Origin of the sequence: Streptomyces sp. NPDC052023 (assembly GCF_044548465.1) — a bacterium.
In the GTDB taxonomy this organism is placed as follows: Bacteria; Actinomycetota; Actinomycetes; order Streptomycetales; family Streptomycetaceae; genus Streptomyces.
Genome location: NZ_JBIUBW010000018.1, coordinates 59709 through 74151 on the forward strand (window position 1 = coordinate 59709; position 14443 = coordinate 74151).

Annotated in this window: 13 protein-coding genes; 5 read left to right on the forward strand and 8 right to left on the reverse strand. The window is 72.3% G+C overall.

From position 1 onward, the window contains the following. Positions 1-122: 122 nt before the first annotated feature. From ACIHCM_RS28720 to ACIHCM_RS28745, 6 genes are all read right to left on the reverse strand, one after another. A complete protein-coding gene (locus ACIHCM_RS28720; RefSeq protein WP_399901818.1) occupies positions 123-725 on the reverse strand; it encodes a hypothetical protein in 603 nt (200 codons plus the stop codon). After that, positions 712-2253, reverse strand: a complete 1542-nt coding sequence (locus ACIHCM_RS28725; protein ID WP_399901821.1) for a substrate-binding domain-containing protein — start codon at positions 2251-2253, stop codon at positions 712-714. The genes ACIHCM_RS28720 and ACIHCM_RS28725 overlap by 14 nt, the downstream gene beginning before the upstream one ends. Beyond that, entirely contained in the window at positions 2250-3461 is a 1212-nt protein-coding gene (locus ACIHCM_RS28730) for a toxic anion resistance protein (RefSeq protein ID WP_399901824.1), read from the reverse strand. The genes ACIHCM_RS28725 and ACIHCM_RS28730 overlap by 4 nt, the downstream gene beginning before the upstream one ends. Positions 3462-3474: 13 nt before the next feature. After that, positions 3475-4548, reverse strand: a complete 1074-nt coding sequence (locus ACIHCM_RS28735; protein WP_399901827.1) for a hypothetical protein — start codon at positions 4546-4548, stop codon at positions 3475-3477. Positions 4549-4844: 296 nt separating this feature from the next. Next, complete coding sequence (locus tag ACIHCM_RS28740; RefSeq protein WP_399901828.1) at positions 4845-5261, reverse strand: hypothetical protein; 417 nt, start codon at positions 5259-5261, stop codon at positions 4845-4847. A 101-nt stretch (positions 5262-5362) separates the two neighbouring features. Then, on the reverse strand, positions 5363-6574 hold the full coding sequence (locus tag ACIHCM_RS28745; RefSeq protein ID WP_399901831.1) for a pyridoxal phosphate-dependent aminotransferase: 1212 nt from the start codon (positions 6572-6574) through the stop codon (positions 5363-5365). Between the two features lie 127 nt (positions 6575-6701). Between ACIHCM_RS28745 and ACIHCM_RS28750 the strand changes: the two genes are divergently transcribed. Next, complete coding sequence (locus ACIHCM_RS28750) at positions 6702-7316, forward strand: hypothetical protein (protein ID WP_399901834.1); 615 nt, start codon at positions 6702-6704, stop codon at positions 7314-7316. 4 nt (positions 7317-7320) lie between these two features. Here the strand turns inward: ACIHCM_RS28750 and ACIHCM_RS28755 are convergent, their stop codons facing one another. Beyond that, a complete protein-coding gene (locus ACIHCM_RS28755) occupies positions 7321-8931 on the reverse strand; it encodes an amidohydrolase family protein (RefSeq protein WP_399901837.1) in 1611 nt (536 codons plus the stop codon). A gap of 10 nt (positions 8932-8941) precedes the next feature. After that, positions 8942-10228 carry an amino acid deaminase gene (locus tag ACIHCM_RS28760; RefSeq protein WP_399901840.1) on the reverse strand — a complete coding sequence of 429 codons (1287 nt, stop codon included), beginning with the start codon at positions 10226-10228 and terminating at the stop codon, positions 8942-8944. A gap of 129 nt (positions 10229-10357) precedes the next feature. On the opposite strand from ACIHCM_RS28760, the gene ACIHCM_RS28765 reads away from it, so the two are divergent. From ACIHCM_RS28765 to ACIHCM_RS28780, 4 genes are all read left to right on the forward strand, one after another. Continuing rightward, positions 10358-11524, forward strand: coding sequence for a sugar kinase (locus ACIHCM_RS28765; protein ID WP_399901843.1), 1167 nt, complete (start codon positions 10358-10360; stop codon positions 11522-11524). Continuing rightward, entirely contained in the window at positions 11521-12282 is a 762-nt protein-coding gene (locus ACIHCM_RS28770) for an IclR family transcriptional regulator (protein WP_399901847.1), read from the forward strand. Before ACIHCM_RS28765 ends, ACIHCM_RS28770 begins: the two co-directional genes overlap by 4 nt. Continuing rightward, entirely contained in the window at positions 12279-12689 is a 411-nt protein-coding gene (locus ACIHCM_RS28775) for a RidA family protein (RefSeq protein WP_399901849.1), read from the forward strand. The genes ACIHCM_RS28770 and ACIHCM_RS28775 overlap by 4 nt, the downstream gene beginning before the upstream one ends. A gap of 118 nt (positions 12690-12807) precedes the next feature. Further along, positions 12808-14283: a GntP family permease gene (locus ACIHCM_RS28780; RefSeq protein ID WP_399901852.1), complete on the forward strand. Its 1476-nt coding sequence runs from the start codon at positions 12808-12810 to the stop codon at positions 14281-14283. Positions 14284-14443: the final 160 nt, after the last annotated feature.

Consider the following 14443-nt stretch of genomic DNA (forward strand, 5'->3'; position numbering starts at 1 on the left):
GCCGGCCGCGGTTCACTCCGTGGGTGGGGTGGGGGCGCCTGGTAGCTAGGGGGGCGCTGCGCGTCGGCGGGTGCGGGTCGTCTTCGGCTCGTCGCGAAGTTCCCCGCGCCCCTTGAGGCCGGCTACGGGGAGCGGTCCTCCAAATAGCGGGTGTGGGATTCCTGGCGGCGGGCCTCGGTTTCCCTGAGGTTAGCCGCCAGCCGTTCCGCCTCCTCGTGGAGCAGGGTGAGCTGCCGTTCCAGATGCTGCTCGGGCGGCTCCCCTCCCGGTGTCATGCGGTGCCACCAGCGGGTGCGCACGAAGGCGTCGACCGCCTCGGGTACGTCCTGCCGGACGGCCCGGGACAGCGCGTGCACGCCCTCGGGGTCCTGCGCCAGTACCTCGGCGACCCAGCCGGGCTCCAGCAGCGCCGCCAGCAGATCGCTCAGTCCGGCCAGGCGCCCCGACGCGGCCGGCGGCAGCTCCACCTCGGTGAGGTAGTCGCGCAGCCTGCCGAAGTCGCGGCGCAGCTCGTCCAGTTGCGCCGACGGGTCCGGGAAGTCGGGAAGAGCGGGCCGCTCCGGCGGCGCGATCAGCGCGCCCGCCCCGTACAGACCCGCGACCACGACGGGCCAGTACGGCCCTGCCACGCCCGTGAAGGTGAGCACCAGCCCCAGGAGCCCGCAGGCGCAGCCCGTGAGGTTCTTGCGGGACTCCAGGTACGTCAGTGCCTTACTGGTAGCCACGGATCTCCTCGAAGGCGCCGTCCAGGGAGCCCTGCTGGGCATCGAAGAGACGGCCGCCGGTCAGCTCGGCGATGCGTTCCAGCTCGGAGCGGTCGGAGTCGCCGAAGAGGATCGGGAAGACGGGGATGTCGCGCTGCTCGCCGGTGAGCCGGGCGTGGAACGCCCCGAACTCCGCCGCGGTCGCGCCGGCGGTGTTCTCCCCGTCGGTCATCAGCACGATCGAGGTGAACGTGTCGTCGTCGGCGCCCAGATGCTCGTACGCCTTCTCCAGCGAGGTGTAGATCGCCGTGTCGCCGTCGGCCTGGAGCGCCCGGGTGTCGCGGCGGATCCCGTCGAGGCCGGTCCCCGGATCCTCCGGATCCACGACATGCGTGCGCACGCTCTTCACGGCCGATCCGAACGGCATCAGCGTCACCTCCTCACGGTCCCGGAAGTCCGCGGTCAGTCCGGTGAGTGCCGCCTTCAGCCGGGTCAGCCGCTCGCCCACCATGGAGCCGGAGGTGTCCAGTACGTACACCGTGCGGGAAGGGCGGCGCAGTTCGTTCTCGTACGAGTCGAGCAGCCCGTCGGCGACGGAACGACTGCCCGGGAAGGGCAGTTCGCGCCGTCGCGTGGTGTCCAGGCCGGAGGCCGGGGTGACGGACGCGACGACCGGGCGGCGGTGGGTGCGGTCCGTGATCGCGCGCTGGATCCCGGGGCTGCGCAGGGCCTCGGCGAGGCGGCCCACGTCCTCGCGGGCCGCCGGGGTCGCGGCGGCGAGGGAGGAGAGCGGATAGTCGGCGGTGACCACGCCGTCCTTGGGGCGGATCACCGTCAGGTCCGGGATGCTCTTGAGGACCGACTCGTAGTTCAGCAGCGCGTCGACGTTGCCGCGCCGGGTGTACGCGCCGGCGAGCCAGCCCGACGAACCCGACGTCAGCTTCTGCCCCTTGAAGAACTCCCGCAGCCGCGGCGTCGCCTCACGCACATCGGCGTCGGTGAGCGCGGACTGGGCGCCGGAGAGGGCGGAGGCGACGGATACCAGGGTGGCGAAACCGGAGTTGGAGCGGGCCGGGTCGGTCATGCCGTAGGTCAGCTCACCGTCCCGGACGGCCCTCTCGACCTGGGACCAGGTGACGTCCTCGGGCGTCCAGCCGAGGGCACGGACGGTGGCCGGCTTGACGCCGACGGCGACCGGGCTCGTCATGACCGGCGTCTGCGACACCACCTTCCTCCGCGCCTCCGGGCGCAGTCGCAGATAGTCGTTGGAGGCCAGCCACACCGCGTCGTACGCCTGGTCCGCCCTGCCCCGGGCCAGCAGGTCGACGGCGTCGAGAGTGCCCAGGTAGGTGGGCCGCACGGTGATGCCGGTCTGCTCGCGGACCTGCTCCAGGACGGGAGCCATGTCGCTGAGCTCGCTGGAGGCGAGGACGCGCAGGGTGCCGGGAGCGTAGGCCGTGGGGTCGTCGTCGGGGGTGTCCCGCCCGGTGGTGCAGGCGGTGAGGAGGGTGAGGGCCGCGAGGGTGAGGGCCGCGATCCGGCGTCTCATGTCTGGCCTCCTTCCAGCGCGCCCTGCGAGCGGCTGCGCTCCAGGTGGGCGCCGGCGCTGCGGAGTTCGTTCGTCAGCGACTCCACGGTGACCGCCATCGCCTCCGTGGCCTGCGCCTTGTAGGTGTCGATGGCGTCGAGCGTGCGGTAGATCTGCTGGAAGGCGGTCCGCAGGGTCTCCGCGCCGACCGCCGGGTCCGCGGCGATCCGCTGGATCTCGCCGGACTGCGTCGCGAGCATCTCCGCGTTGCCCCGGATGAGGTCCTCGGTGGTGCCGCGCAGGGCGTTGACCTGGTCGACCACCTTCTTCTGGTGGTCGAGGGCGGAGGCCAGCATGACCGAGATGCGCAGCGCCGACACGGTGGTCGTGGCCGCCCGGTCGACGCCCTTGATCAGTTCCTCGTTGTTGCGGCGTACGACGTCCATGGCGAGATAGCCCTGTGCGCACACCGCGAGCTGGGTGAGCAGGTCCTGGTGCTTCTGCCGGACGGGGAAGAGGACGTCGGCGCGCAGGGTGTCGGCCTGCTGGGGGTCGGCGACCCTGCCGATGTGCTCCTCGACGGCGCCGTCGAGGGCCTCGGTCAGCACCACGTACTCCTGGAGCTTGCCCATGGTCTCCCACAGCCGGACGCGCTCGGTCTGCAGCGCGGCGCTGTCACGGCGCAGTTCGTCCTGTCCGCCGCGCAGCGACCCCACGATCTTGTTCAGGGTGCCCTGCGCGGAGGCGTACTTGGCGACGTGGTCGCGCAGCTTGTTGCCGCCGGGCAGCCGGGAGAGGAACGTGCGGCCCTTGCCGGCGGGCAGGTCGCGCGGGTCGAGGTCCTCGACGACCCGCCGCAGCTCCACCAGCGACCCGGCGACCTTCGTCTGCGCGTCCCCGCCCTTGCTGGGCAGGCTGCGTACGGTCCGCTCCAGCATGCGGTTGGACTGCGCGGCCGCGGTGCGCATCTCGCCGGCGCCGAGCGCGGTGATCTCACCGACCTTGCCGGCGAACTCGGGCGAGCGGGCGTCGAGGGCGGCAAGACCGGCGACGTAGTCGGCGGCCTTGCGGGCCATGTCCGTACGGACGCCGTCGTCGACGGGGACGAGCCCGCCGGCCTTCTCCCGCGGGACCGGCGAGACCGGCTCGGGCGGGGTGAGGCTGAAGGAGTCGTCGCGGCTGGCGCTGGTGTTCTGACTGGCGCTGTGGCCGAGGTCGTAGTCGCTCATCTGGCTGATCCCCCTATCCGCGCGCCCGGCGCGCCATCTCGTGCAGCACCTCGGAGGTGGGCACGGGCACCTGCCGCACGTTCAGCTTCTGCATCAGGTAGTCGGTGTGGTCGGCGGTGGCCGCGGTGAATTCGCGGGAGGCGCCCTGCGGGCGGAACCCGTACCGTACGGCCAGCTCGCGCAACGCCGGGTCGTTGAACAGCAGTTGCCCCAGTGCGCGGCCCTCCTCGGTCAGCGGCACGACGGTGTGGTCGCTGGTGGCTGTGATGTCCGGGTAAAGGACGACGAGGTCGTCGATGCCCTGGCCCGCGGCGAGCAGCGAGGCGACCTGGGACTCGTAGACGAGGACGAGCGGGTTGCCGGCGCCGCTGATGAAGTCCCGGAAGGCACCGTCCGAGCTGGACTGCTGGGCGCCCTGCACGGTGACCAGCTTGCGCAGCAGCGGCGCGGTGCGCTTCACGTCGGCCTTGCTCACGACGACGTTGCCGTCGTTGTCGACGTAGGAGGCGGCGGCCAGGTACAGGGCACCGGAGTTGGAGGTGACGGGATCGGTGCTGGCGATGTAGAGCGTGCCGCTCAACTCCCCGTACTTGCCGGCTCCCTTGAGCTGCTGCCAGGTGCGGTCCTCCCGGGCGGCGTCGAGATAGGAGTCCATCTTCAGCGTGCCGCGGTGGGGTTCGTCGAGCTTGGCGAGCCCGTTGGCCGCGAGCACCTCGGCGGCGCCCCGGTGGGCGACGACGACGAGCGGCGAGTAGAAGGGGCGCGGCAGCGGCTTCTGCGCACGGTACTTGTCGGCCAGCGCGTCGGCGGGCGCCGTGCTGGACGGAAAGGCGAAGTCGTAGCCCTTCAGGTCCAGGTCCTCCATGGCCCACGACCCGGACGGCTCCGTCTTCACGGTGTAGCCCTTGGCGGCAAGGGCGTCCACGACCTGCGGATCGGCGAAGAACTCCGCCTTCTCCGACCCGACCACGCCGCGCACGGTCTTCGTTGCCGTGCTCTGGTCCCCGTTGTCCCGGCCCGCCACGACGGCCGCCACCACGCCGCCGATCAGCAACACCGCGAGGACAATCCCTGAGATTCGTCTCACGCCGGGGAGCGTGCTCCCGGAACCCAACGTTCCCCGGCGTCCGCGGTGAACGACGGGTGACTTGAAGGTCCCGGTACGCAACGACGCTTCAGGGGCACGGGAAATCGCGCGATCACCCCGGGACGACGGAAAGCCGCAGGGCGACGAGGCGTCCTACGGCGAACAGTCCGGCTCGGTGACGACGCGGCGGCTTACGGCCTGTTGTCCGGCCCGGTCCGGCTCGGTGTGTGGCACCCGGTCCGCGCGTCGCTGCGGGTGCACGCGGACCGGGGCCGATCGAGAGGCCCGGGAGGGGCTCAGCGGGCGGCGAGATCGCGGGGCGCGAGCATGGCCGCGTGGGCGTCCATCCGCTCGGCCGTCAGGATCGCCACCGCCGTGTCGGCGCGGGACGCGGCGACCACCAGCGCGCGGCCGGCGAGGGTGTGGGCGCGCCGGTGCAGCGCGGCGAGATGCGGCTCGGCGGCCGTGGTCGCCGAGGTGCGGGCCGGCGGCCGGCCTCCCCGCAGCCGGGCCACCTGCTCCGCGAGCCGCGCGGCGGCGGTCTCCAGGTCGGCCGACGGGGCCAGCGCGCGCATCTCGTCGGTGACGGCGAGCAGCGCGGCGAGGTGGCCCGCGAGCTGGATGTCCAGCTCTTCCTCACGGGAACGGTGGGGGAAGTCGGAGGAGGTGCCGGCCATCGTGTGGACCGACTTGGCGCGGATCGGTTCGTACATGGGATGGCCTCCTGTCCTCGACAGAAGCCATCCTACCTTAGATTTCGTCTAAAGTTGAGTCGTTCACAAATCGGGGGACCCGCGTATCCGCAGCGTGAGCGTCAGGGCTGGCCGTAGCCGTCCAGGAAGCTGCCGATCCGGCCGACCGCGTCCCGCAGATCCGCGACCGTGGGCAGGGTCACGACCCGGAAGTGGTCGGGTTCGGGCCAGTTGAAGCCCGTCCCGTGCACGACCATGATCTTCTCGCGCCTGAGCAGGTCCAGAACCAGCCGGCGGTCGTCCTTGACCTTGAAGATCTTGGGGTCGAGGCGGGGGAAGAGGTACAGGGCGCCCTTGGGGCGCACGCACGTCACGCCCGGGATCTGCGTGAGCAGCTCGTAGGCGACCTCCATCTGCTCCTTCAGGCGGCCGCCGGGCAGCACCAGGTCGTTGATCGACTGGCGCCCGCTCAGCGCGGCGACCACGCCGTGCTGGCCCGGCATGTTCGCGCACAGGCGCATGTTCGCCAGGATCGTCAGGCCCTCGATGTAGGAGTCGGCGTGCGCGCGCGGGCCGGAGATCGACATCCAGCCGACCCGGTAGCCGGCCACCCGGTACGCCTTCGACATGCCGTTGAAGGTGAGGGTGAGCAGGTCGGGGGCGACCGAGGCCGTCGGGATGTGCGTGGCGTCGCCGTACAGGATCTTGTCGTAGATCTCGTCCGAGCAGACCAGCAGGTTGTGGCGGCGAGCGATGTCGGTCAGGCCCTTGAGCACCGCCTCGTCGTACACCGCCCCGGTGGGGTTGTTCGGGTTGATGATCACGATCGCCTTGGTGCGGTCGGTGACCTTGCGCTCGACGTCGGCGAGGTCCGGCATCCAGTCGGACTGCTCGTCGCAGCGGTAGTGCACGGCCGTACCGCCGGACAGCGACACGGCGGCCGTCCACAGCGGGTAGTCCGGCGCCGGTACGAGGACCTCGTCGCCGTCGTCCAGCAGGCCCTGCATGGCCATGGTGATCAGCTCGGAGACGCCGTTGCCGATGAAGACGTGCTCGACGTCCGTCTCGATGCCGAGGGTCTGGTTGTGCATGACGACCGCACGGCGGGCGGCCAGCAGACCCTTCGCGTCGCCGTAGCCGTGGGCCGTCGAGACGTTGCGGAGGATGTCCTCCAGGATCTCCGGCGGGCATTCGAAGCCGAAGGCGGCCGGGTTGCCGGTGTTCAGCTTCAGGATGCGGTGGCCGGCCGCTTCCAGGCGCATCGCCTCTTCGAGTACCGGGCCCCGGATCTCGTAACAGACGTTGGCGAGCTTCGTCGACTGGATCACCTGCATGTCTGGGAGCTTACGGCCGCCCGCCGCCCCCGGCGTCGTGTTTTCCACCACGTGAGACGCCCCGCGGCGAGGGCTGTGCACCCCTCGTCGCCCTCGCGGCCACGGCATATCCCTGGAATGCGGCGCCATGTCAGAGCCCCCCAGAACGGGTGACCCCCAGGATCCGCCGAACGTGTACGTGCAGCGGGAGCCGGTACGCCCGCCCGCCTACGAGGAGGACACCGACCCGGCCGCCGCGCACGGCCGGCAGAACGCCTACGACGAGACGCGGGAACTGCCCCCGGTGACGGTCCCGGTCCCGCGCGGCTCCCGCCGCAAGCCCGGGCCCTGGCGTCACCGGCGGGTGGCGGTGGCGGCCGGCGCGGTGGGCACGGTGTCCGCAGCGGCGCTGATCGCGGGTTTCGCCGGGCCGGGCTCCGGCGCTGGCACGCAGGGCGGTCAGGACCGGACGAGGTCGACCCCGGGCACCTCCGGGGGCGCCGGGCCCTCGTCCTCCTCCAGGGCGGACGAGGGCGCCTCCGCCGTGCCGGCGCGGGACAGCGCGAGCCCCTCGACGCCCGCTCCGGGCCCGGACCCGTCGCGGAGCGCGGGTGACGTCAGCGCCTCACCCACCCCCACCGGGGCCGGCCCCACGGCGTCCGCCGCGACTCCCACCGCCACGGAGAGCCCGTCAGCCGACGGACCGGGCAACGCCGACGGCGATCCCGGGCACGGCCGCGGTGGCATCAAAGGGCCCAAGTGAACTGTCACAGGGGCGTCCGGCGCACCGCCCGCCCCGCCAGTACGTCCGTCCGCCGGCCGTCCTCGATCACGAAGCGGCCGTCGATCAGCACATGAGGGATGCCGGTCGGGAGCGTGCGGGGCTTGTCGAAGGTGGAGCCCGCGGCGACCGTGACCGGATCGAAGAGGACCAGGTCGGCCCGGTACCCCTCACGGACCACGCCCCGGTCCGGCAGTCGCAGCCGGGCCGCCGGGCGTGCGGTCAGCCGGGCCACGCACTCCTCCAGCGACAGCACCCCCAGCTCCCGCACGTACCTGCCGAGGTAGTGCGGGAACGTGCCGTACGCGCGCGGGTGCGGCTTGGCGCCCTGGAGGATGCCGTCCGAGCCGCCCGTGTGCACGCGGTGCCGCATGATCGCCCGGACGTTCTCCTCGTGGCCGACGTGCTGGAGGATCGTGGGCCCGAGACGGTCCTCGACCAGCAGCCGGCGGGCGGTGACCCAGGGCGCCTCGCCGCGCAGGGCCGCCGAGTCCTCGACCGTGCGGCCGACGTACGCCTCCAGGGCCGGGTCGGTCACGCCGGAGATCTCGATCGTGTCCCACTCGACCGGTACGCCGTGACAGCCGTCCGCGCCGGCGACCTCCAGGTCGTGCCGGATCCGCTCGGCCGTCGCGTCGTCCGCCAGCCGCCGCAGGATCTGCTCCGGCCCGCCCTCGCCCGCCCAGCTCGGCAGGAGCGCCACCAGCGTCGTGCAGCCGGGCGTGTAGGGGTACGTGTCCAGGCTGATGTCCGCACCGGCGGCGAGGGCGTCGTCCAGCAGGGACAGCAGTTCGGGGGCGCGGCCCTTGTTGACGCCGAAATTCATGGTGGCGTGGGCCAGGTGCAGCGGGCAGCCGGCCTCCCGGGTCAGGGCGACCATCTCCTCGTAGGCCTCAAGGGCCCCGGCCCCGTACGAGCGGTGGTGCGGGCAGTAGTAGCCGCCGTAGCGCGCCACCACCCGGCACAGCTCGGTCAGTTCGGTGTCCGGGGCGTACATGCCGGGCGTGTAGGTGAGCCCGGACGACATGCCGACCGCGCCCTGCTCCAGTCCCTCCGCCACGAGCCGCCGCATCCGGTCCAGCTCCTGGGGGGTGGCCTCGCGGTCCTCCCAGCCGACGGCCAGCGCGCGGACCGTTCCCTGCGGGATCAGATAGGCGGCGTTGACCGCGATGCCCCGGTCCAGCCGGCCGAGGTACTCGCCGACCGAACGCCAGTCGAAGTCGACGTCGTCGCCGTGGCCGTTCCAGCCGGTGATGGCACGGCGGACCTCGCCGAGGGTGCGGTCGTCCACGGGGGCGTACGACAGCCCGTCCTGACCGATCACTTCGAGGGTCACGCCCTGCGCGGCCTTCGCGCTGTGGTCGGGGTCGCGCAGCAGGGCGAGGTCGCTGTGGGCGTGCATGTCGACGAAGCCGGGGGACAGGACGAGGCCGTCGGCGTCCAGCTCCCTGGTGGCGGTGGGGCGCTGGCAGCCCGCGGCCGCCGCCTCCTTGACGATCGAGACGATCCGGCCGTCGTCCACCACCACATCTGCGCGGTAGGCGGGGGCGCCGGTGCCGTCGACGACGTCCGCGTCACGGATGACGAGGTCTGCCATGCCGGGCCTCCTAGAAGAACGTGCGGATGTATTCGACGACCGTGCCGTCCGCCTCGGCCACCGGGATCAGCTGCCACTTGTCGAACGACGTGCACGGGTGGGACAGGCCCATGCCGAGCCAGTCACCGACCTCGAGATCCGCCTCCGGGGCGGTGCGCAGCCAGGCGTGCTGGTCGGACAGCGCGGTGACCTCGATCCCGGTCACCGGGCGCTCGGTGCCGTCCCGGCGGACGACCTGCGCGACGGGCAGGTCCAGGTCGTAGGCCGCGTCCCGCTTCCCGGCGTTGACGAAGGCCTGCTCCGCCGACGGCCGCGACACCACCTGCGCCCAGAGCCGGAACGCGGGCTCCAGGGCGCCCTCCCCGGTGACCCGGTTGAAGGGGGTCAGTTTGCGGTAGTGCCCGTCGTCGTGCGAGACGTACGCGCCGGAACGCAGCAGCTTCAGGACCGGCAGGCTCAGTTCGGGGATCTCGGCGAACACCTCGGCCACCGCGTCGAACCAGGCGCTGCCGCCCGCGCTGACCACGATCTCGTCCAGTCCCTGGAAGCGACCCGCCTTGTCGAAGTCCGCCGCCAGCGCCACCAGCCGGCGCAGCCAGGCGTGCACCCGCTCGGGGTCCGCGTCCGGTACCTCGCCCTCGTAGCCCGCGACGCCGGCCAGGCGCAGGGTGGGCGCGGCGGCCACCGCGTCGGCGACCCGCGCGCATTCCGCCTCGGTACGCACGCCGGTGCGGGCGCCGTCACCGGCGGCCAGTTCGACGACGACGTCCACGGGGCGTTCCGTGCCGCGCAGTGCCGCGTCCATCAGTTCGACGCCGCGTACGGAGTCGACGTAACAGACGAACGCGAAGGAGGGGTCGGCGGCCAGCTCGGCGGCGATCCAGCGCAGGGCCGCCGCGTCCACCAGCTCGTTGGCCAGGAAGATCCGCCGGATCCCGAACGCCCGCGCCACCCGCACCTGGTGCGGCACGGCGAGCGTGATGCCCCAGGCGCCGCGCTCGATCTGCCGCTGGAAGAGCTGCGGCGCCATCGTGGTCTTGCCGTGCGGGGCGAAGGCGAGGCCGTGGCGGGTGGTGTACGTCGCCATCAGCCTCAGGTTGTGTTCCAGGTGCTCGGCGGAGAGGGCGAGGACCGGGGTAGTGAAGCCGCCGGTGAAGAGGTTGCGGCGCTGGGCGGCCAGGTCCGCCACGGACAGTCCGCCGGTGTCGGGCGGGAGGCCCTTGAAGCGGTGGTCGACGCGTTCCTCGGCGAGGTCGGCCAGCGCTTCGGTGGCGATGCTGCCGGGGTCGAGGGCCATGGAGCCTCCCTGATCTGGTGCGTTGCGTTCTGTGCAACGTCCATTGCGTATGTCGCTTACTGCTGTCTAACATCTCGGCCAACGCGGGGTCAACGAAACCCGCACCAGCGCCGAGGAGCTACGACGATCGTGACCGCCACCGGAGCCGGCAACGCCCCCGACGTCGTGGACGTCGTCGCGCTCGGCGAGTCCATGGTCACGTTCCTGCCCACCCGGCCGGGCCGCCTCGCCGACGTCCCGTCCTTCGACCGGGGCATCGGCGGCGCCGAGTCCAACGTGGCCTGCGTGCTGGCGGCGGCCGGGCACACCACGCGGTGGGTCAGCAGGGTCGGTGCGGACGGCTTCGGCGACCACCTGGTCGAGGCCGTCGGAGCGTACGGCGTCGACGTGTCGGCGGTCCGGCGGGACCCGGCGCGCCCCACCGGCGTGTACTTCCGCACCGCGGGGGACCGGGCGGGCGACGGTCACGAGGTGGCGTACTACCGGGCCGGGTCGGCGGCGTCCGCGATGAGCGCGCGGAACGTCGACCTGGCGGCGGTGCGCGCCGCCCGCGTCCTGCACCTCTCCGGCATCACGGCCGCACTGTCGGCGGACTGCCTGAGCCTGCTGCGCGAGCTGACCGCCCCCCTGGCCGGGCGCCCGCTGATCTCCTTCGACGTGAACCACCGGCCCGGTCTGTGGCGGGACGCCGGCGGCGCCGGGGTCCTGCTGGAACTCGCGCGGCGCGCGGACCTCGTGTTCGTGGGGGAGGACGAGGCCGAGGAGGCCTGGGGGGCCACAGGGGGTCCGGAGGCGATCCGGGAACTGCTGCCCGAGCCGCGGTCGCTGGTCGTGAAGCAGGGCGCCGCAGGAGCCACGGTGTTCGAGCGGGGGCCGGAGCGGGAGGGCCGCGCCGACGCCCATGCAGCCCCCGACGCCGATGCCGCCCCCGGCACCGATGCCGCCCCCGGCACCGATGCCGACCCCGCGGGCGACGGCGGGGCGGCCGGGCCCGGCCGGGTCAGCGAACCCGCTCCTCGCGTCGACGTCGTCGCCTCCGTCGGCGCCGGGGACGCCTTCGCCGCCGGGTTCCTCTCCGCCACCCTGCGCGGTCTGCCCACCCGGGACCGGCTGCGGCACGGGCACCTCATGGCCGCCGCCGCCCTGACCGTCCCCGGCGACCTCGCCACCCCTGCGACGCGACAGCACGCCGACCGGCTCGCGGCCCTGGACGACGCCACGTGGGGGACACTTCGACTCGGCCCCGGCTGGACGCACGCCGTTGATCGGGCCCCCGAGGAGGTACGTACGCCATGAGTCAGACCGTCGACCGCGCGCTGAGCATCCTGCCGCTGCTCGCGGAGGGCCCCGCCGACCTCGGGCAGGTCGCCGACCGGCTCGGCGTGCACAAGTCCACCGCGCTGCGCCTGCTGCGCACCCTGCACGAGCACGGCTTCGTCTACCGCCAGTCCGACCAGCGCTACCGACTCGGCGCGCGCCTCTTCGCCCTCGCCCAGGAGGCGATGGAGAACCTCGACATCCGCGAGATCGGCCACCCCCACCTCGTACGGCTCAACGAGCAGTGCGGGCACACCGTGCACCTCGCGGTGTACGAGGAGAACGAGGTCCTCTACATCGACAAGGTGGAGAGCCGCTACCCGGTGCGGATGTACTCCCGGATCGGCAAACCCGTCGCCATCACGGTCGCCGCCGTCGCCAAGCTGCTGCTCGCCGACCTCCCCGAGCACGAGCGCCGCGCCCTCGCGGAGAAGCTCGACTACCCCATGTACACGGCCAGTTCGACACCGAACCCCGAGGCCTTCCTGCGGGAGCTGGCCAAGGTGCGCGAACAGGGCTGGGCCACCGACCTCGGTGGCCACGAGGAGTCCATCAACTGCGTCGCCGCACCGATCCGCGGCGCGGACGGCCGGGTCGTCGCCGCGATGTCGGTCTCGGCGCCCAACGTCGTCGTCACCGGCGACGAACTCCTCACCCTGCTCCCGCTGGTCCGCCGTACGGCGGACGCCATCAGCGGCGAGTACTCCGGCAGGACCCCGACGAAAGAGCTGGCATGACCGAGAAGACCGCCCTCACCCCCACGACCCACACCACCCCGCCCGCGAAGTTCTCCCACGGCGTGCGGAAGGGCAACATCCTCCAGGTCGCCGGCCAGGTCGGCTTCCTGCCCGCGGTCGAGGGCCGGCCCCCGACGCCGGCCGGCCCGACCCTGCGTGAGCAGACCCTCCAGACGCTCGCCAACGTGAAGGCGATCCTCGAGGAGGGCGGCGCCTCCTGGGACGACGTGATGATGATCCGCGTCTACCTCACGGACGTGGACCACTTCGCCGAGATGAACGCGATCTACAACGCGTACTTCGAGGAGCAGGGCCTCACCCAGCCCCCGGCCGCCCGGACCACCGTGTACGTCGGACTGCCCGCCGGTCTCCTGATCGAGATCGACGCCCTCGCCGTTCTCGGCTGAGCCCCCCTCACCTTCCGCACCCCGTTTGCCGTCACGGCACGGCGCCCTCTCCCCTTGGGCGCCGTGCCGTGAGCCCCCATGCCCGAAAGCACCAAGTGCTGACGCAGAGGACCCCCGAATGTCCTACATATCCGCGGCGCCGGCCCCCGAGACCCCGCCCCACACCGGCGGGCTGCTGCTCCTCGTCGACGGGACGGCAGGGCTCCTGACCGTCGCCGCAATCGGCATCGCGCTGCTGCTCTTCCTGATCATCAAGGTCCGGCTCCAGCCGTTCGTCGCCCTGCTCGCGGTCTCCATCGCCGTCGGCCTGATGGCGGGCCTGTCGGTCACCGAACTCTTCGGCACCGTCCAGAAGTCCGACGCCGTCTCCACCATCGAGTCCGGCATGGGCGGCATCCTCGGCCATGTCGCGATCATCATCGGCCTTGGCACCATGCTCGGCGCGATCCTCGAAGTCAGCGGCGGGGCCGAGGTGCTGGCCTCCCGCCTGCTGGGTCTGTTCGGCGAGAAGCGCGCCCCCCTCGCCATGGGCCTCACCGGCCTGATCTTCGGCATCCCGGTCTTCTTCGACGTCGGCATCTTCGTCCTCGCGCCGCTCGTGTACGCCGCCGCCAAGCGCTCCGGCAAGTCGGTGCTGCTCTACTGCCTGCCGCTGCTGGCCGGCCTGTCGATGACCCATGCCTTCCTGCCCCCGCACCCGGGTCCCGTCGCCGCCGCCGGTCTGCTGCACGTGGACCTCGGCTGGGTCATCCTGATGGGCATCGTCTGCGGCATCCCGGCCGTGCTGGCCGCCTGGGCGTACTCGGCGTGGATCGGCCGCCGCATCTTCGTGCCGGTCCCGCAGGACATGGCCGAGGCGGCCGAGGAGGCCAAGCGCGCCGTGCTCGACGAGCAGCGGGCGGGAGGCGTGGAGCCCCGTGAGGCGCCGGTCGGGCTCGGCACCGTCCTCGCCATCATCGGCACGCCGCTCGTCCTGATCCTCGCGGCGACCTTCTCCTCCATCGCGCTGGACCCCTCCACCGCGCGTTCGGTGATCGAGTTCTTCGGCCACCCCTTCGTGGCCCTCACCATCGCGCTGCTGCTGGCGTACTACCTGCTCGGCATCCGGCGCGGCTGGTCCCGCAAGTCCCTGGAGACGGTGTCGACCTCGTCCCTGAAGCCCGTCGGCAACATCCTGCTGGTGGTCGGCGCCGGCGGCGTCTTCGGCGCGGTCCTGAAGGCGAGCGGTGTGGCCCAGGCCCTGTCGGACACCTTCAACGACGTCGGCCTGCCGGTGATCGTCCTCTCCTACCTGATCTCGCTCGTGCTGCGGGTCGCCCAGGGCTCGGCGACGGTGGCGATCGTGACGACGGCGGGCATCGTGGCCCCGCTGCTCGCGGAGGGCGACCACTCGCAGGCGTTCGTGGCCCTGGTCATCATGGCCATCTCCGCGGGCTCCATCTTCGCCTCGCACGTCAACGACGGAGGCTTCTGGATCGTCGCCAAGTACTTCGGCATCAGCGAACGGGACACGCTGAAGACGTGGACGGTGCTGGAGTCCGTGCTGTCGCTGGCCGGGTTCGCGGCGGCGGCGGTGCTGAGCCTCCTCGTCTAGGCGGTGCCGCGAGAGGGCGCGTCCACGGCCGGGTCGGGCCCTGACGCGCCCTGATTTTCGCCCCGTTCGCGAGGTGGGCAGACCGCCGGAGTCGGCGACGTCACGGAGGCCGCAGGCGAGACGTGGTGGGCGCCCGTGCGACAGCGGCGCCGTGTTCTGC

Coding starts and splice junctions, on each gene's coding strand:
- ACIHCM_RS28755 (WP_399901837.1), bottom strand. CDS start 8,931: ATGGCAGACCTCGTCATCCGTGACGCGGACGTCGTCGACGGCACCGGC.
- ACIHCM_RS28760 (WP_399901840.1), bottom strand. CDS start 10,228: ATGGCCCTCGACCCCGGCAGCATCGCCACCGAAGCGCTGGCCGACCTC.
- ACIHCM_RS28740 (WP_399901828.1), bottom strand. CDS start 5,261: ATGTACGAACCGATCCGCGCCAAGTCGGTCCACACGATGGCCGGCACC.
- ACIHCM_RS28745 (WP_399901831.1), bottom strand. CDS start 6,574: ATGCAGGTGATCCAGTCGACGAAGCTCGCCAACGTCTGTTACGAGATC.
- ACIHCM_RS28775 (WP_399901849.1), top strand. CDS start 12,279: ATGACCGAGAAGACCGCCCTCACCCCCACGACCCACACCACCCCGCCC.
- ACIHCM_RS28780 (WP_399901852.1), top strand. CDS start 12,808: ATGTCCTACATATCCGCGGCGCCGGCCCCCGAGACCCCGCCCCACACC.
- ACIHCM_RS28725 (WP_399901821.1), bottom strand. CDS start 2,253: ATGAGACGCCGGATCGCGGCCCTCACCCTCGCGGCCCTCACCCTCCTC.
- ACIHCM_RS28730 (WP_399901824.1), bottom strand. CDS start 3,461: ATGAGCGACTACGACCTCGGCCACAGCGCCAGTCAGAACACCAGCGCC.
- ACIHCM_RS28750 (WP_399901834.1), top strand. CDS start 6,702: ATGTCAGAGCCCCCCAGAACGGGTGACCCCCAGGATCCGCCGAACGTG.
- ACIHCM_RS28770 (WP_399901847.1), top strand. CDS start 11,521: ATGAGTCAGACCGTCGACCGCGCGCTGAGCATCCTGCCGCTGCTCGCG.